5 protein-coding genes are annotated in these 2,634 nt (G+C 53.8%); 4 read left to right on the top strand and 1 reads right to left on the bottom strand.

Features of this window, described 5'->3' with window-relative positions; translation table 11 throughout:
* Window positions 1-176: 176 nt before the first annotated feature.
* Window positions 177-836, bottom strand: coding sequence for a S24 family peptidase (locus KH208_RS15455; RefSeq protein ID WP_291437782.1), 660 nt, complete (start codon window positions 834-836; stop codon window positions 177-179).
* A gap of 427 nt (window positions 837-1,263) precedes the next feature.
* Between KH208_RS15455 and KH208_RS15460 the strand changes: the two genes are divergently transcribed.
* The 4 genes from KH208_RS15460 to KH208_RS15580 form a co-directional block, all read left to right on the top strand.
* The gene (locus KH208_RS15460; protein ID WP_291437783.1) at window positions 1,264-1,608 is read left to right on the top strand and encodes a hypothetical protein; all 345 of its coding nucleotides are present in this window, start codon (window positions 1,264-1,266) and stop codon (window positions 1,606-1,608) included.
* A complete protein-coding gene (locus tag KH208_RS15465; RefSeq protein WP_291437784.1) occupies window positions 1,605-1,844 on the top strand; it encodes a helix-turn-helix domain-containing protein in 240 nt (79 codons plus the stop codon). Before KH208_RS15460 ends, KH208_RS15465 begins: the two co-directional genes overlap by 4 nt.
* Before the next feature lie 12 nt (window positions 1,845-1,856).
* Window positions 1,857-2,549 (top strand): DNA-binding protein, encoded by a 693-nt coding sequence (locus KH208_RS15470; protein WP_291437785.1) that lies wholly within the window; start codon window positions 1,857-1,859, stop codon window positions 2,547-2,549.
* A partial coding sequence (locus tag KH208_RS15580; RefSeq protein WP_367114974.1) for a zf-TFIIB domain-containing protein occupies window positions 2,549-2,634 on the top strand: 86 nt, incomplete at its 3' end. The genes KH208_RS15470 and KH208_RS15580, both read left to right, overlap by 1 nt.

Here is a 2,634-nt window from a genome sequence, read left to right on the forward strand (position 1 = left end):
ACTAGGGTAGCGATAGAAATGGCACTACTGACATGAGGGGGAATTTCCCAGCGCGCCCGCGTGGGCCGTGGGTTTGTGGCCGCTACAGGGCAAAAACAAAAACGCGCGAAAAATCAGCTCACTTGCTGCTTTTCGCGCGTTTTTTACGTCAGAATTGACACTAATATATCTGGTTTCTAGCGATATTCTCTCCCGCTCCAAATAACCTTGCCAATGACACGAAACTGTTCGGCTATATCTCCCTGTATATCAAGAGAAATTGGCGGGTAGCACTCCTCATTGACGCTTTTTAGAATCACCTTGCCCGGAATCATATCTATTCTTTTCAAATAAATAGCTTCCTCAAAGCCCACGGCAAATATTTTGCCGGGGATGATATCTTTTTTGCTCTGGTCAATGAGCACAATGTCATTGTCCATTATCTCCGGCTGCATACTATCACCAGCGACACGCATCAGCACCATAGCGTCAGGATTGCCCTTGCGCAGCAAAAAATCCATGCGAAAAGCATAACTGCGTTCACTAGTCCCGTTTACTTCAAGGCTACCTTGACCTGCGGAAATACGGGCTTCCACCAATGGAATTAGCTTTAAGTCCACATCGCCTATAGGCGCTTCCAAAGGGGTACTCTCTAGCCCTCCTTCTCCAAAGAGAAGCCAATCCGCGCTTACTTTGTACTTTGTACAAATTTCTTTCAAGACTTCGGCGGCTGGCTGGCTTTCATCTCGTTCGTAAGCACTCAACGAGCCACGACTGACGCCAATCGTTACGGCAAAAACGTCTTGCGAAATCTTGCCTCGCACCAGCTTAATTCTCTGTCCAAGTGATTCTGCCATATGCAAAACTTCTTTTGCAAAAATTTTGCGCAAATTTTTGCGGTACGCCAGTTTTATAAACGCCCGATATGCTTAAATAATGTACAATTTGAGAAAAATTCAAACATTTGCACAAAATTTAGTTGCATGATGCAAGAAAATAGCGCATAAAAATCTTGCGGGCAGTTGGAAAACAAATTTGTAAAACAAACCTACCAGCCGCCCCGCACCGAGGTCAACGTCCACGGCTCAGCCGGATTTGGACAAAAGCGGAGCATCTCATGCAGAACACCCCTCTCACTGATGATCAGTGCGCTGTTGTGCGTAATATTCTGAAATCTGTGCTTGACGCTTTGCAAAAAGCAGATGGGCGCTATGACGCTGGTGACCGCGTTGTGGTGAACCTCGTGGTGGACCTCTCCCCCGGAGAGGTGGGACGCTGCGCGCGGTGGCAGGAGCGCCAGAGGGGGAAGGCCGTAAGGCCCTGCCGGACAAGATCAACGCGGTGGCCAACGCCTGCGGGATGAAGCTCACCAGCGGTAACGAGCGCATTGTCAGTGAGGCGACTTTGCATAAATGGCTTTCACCGAGTGAAGAACGCCCTCCCTCCATCCTAGCTGTACTGGCCTTTTGCCATGCCACAGGCAGTCACGAACCCTTGCGGGCCATGTTGCACCCACTGGGATTGGACGTAATGACCGAGGATGACAGAAAATTGTGCGAATATGCCCGCGCCATACTGAAACAGAAAGAGACGCGTAAGCGGATCAAGCTATTGGAGGAATCCCTGTGAACGCCAAACAACGCGCGGCGCTTGGAGCGGAGCGCGCCAAATATCTGTGGCGCAACCGCGAAATCATGAGCGATAACGGTATGGATTCCTATGCCGATCTTGCCACCGCTTTGGGCATTTCAGCGGAAACCGTGCGCCGGACAGTCATGGGAACGCTACACTCCCCTGCGGTTTTGGATTGGCTGCGCAACCATGGACAATTGGAAAAGCATCTTTGTGACCCCCGTCATGTATAGGAGGGGGCTGTCATGTTAGGGCAAGAAGCATACACGACACAAAAGATTGCCTCCTTGTTAGGGGTAAATTCCATTTCTACCGTGACACGTCGCGCCTCACGTGAATCCTGGCAGTCCGCCACACGTACCGGGCGCGGCGGCGGCAAGTTGTGGATAGTCGCCAGTATGCCCAAGGAAACCCGCGAACTGATAGCCTCGGGCCTGTTGCGGAAGCAGTACGCCACGCATGAAGCGGACAGTTGCGCCATAGCTGGCACTATTTATAGCGCGATGCTCGGCACTGCTCCGGCTCCGGTCCAGCCCATCAACTATACACCCGCCCCCAGCGCAACACCGCTATTTCCAGGCGCGTCAGACCGCGAGCGCGCGGTGGCCACGGCCCGTCTGGCCTTTGTGCGCGAGATTGAGCGCATGTCCGGCATCCTGGGTAAAGAAGGGGCTATCCGGCATCTGGCGGACTCCTCGCGCCTGGGCAGCCTCCCCTCCATACTCATGGAGCAGATTTCCACGGCCACGGCCTGCAAGCGCGGTGGCGTGCTGACCCGGCGCACCCTCTATCGCTGGATGGCGGATTACGCCGAGCGCGGCGAAGCCGGGCTGCTGCCCAGCCAGAGCAAGACGGTTCCGATCCCCTCATGGTTTGACGACTTTCTGCGCCACTACCAGAAGCCGCAGCATCCGTCCATAGCCCTAGGGGTAGCGTAATGAGCTGCCCTGTATGCGGCCACACTCTGCGCATGATCTTGACGGATAATGGTCTGGCCTGGGTTTGCCCTGTCTGCGGCGAGGT

It is taken from the genome of Desulfovibrio sp. (assembly GCF_018379785.1).
In the GTDB taxonomy this organism is placed as follows: domain Bacteria; phylum Desulfobacterota; class Desulfovibrionia; order Desulfovibrionales; family Desulfovibrionaceae; genus Desulfovibrio.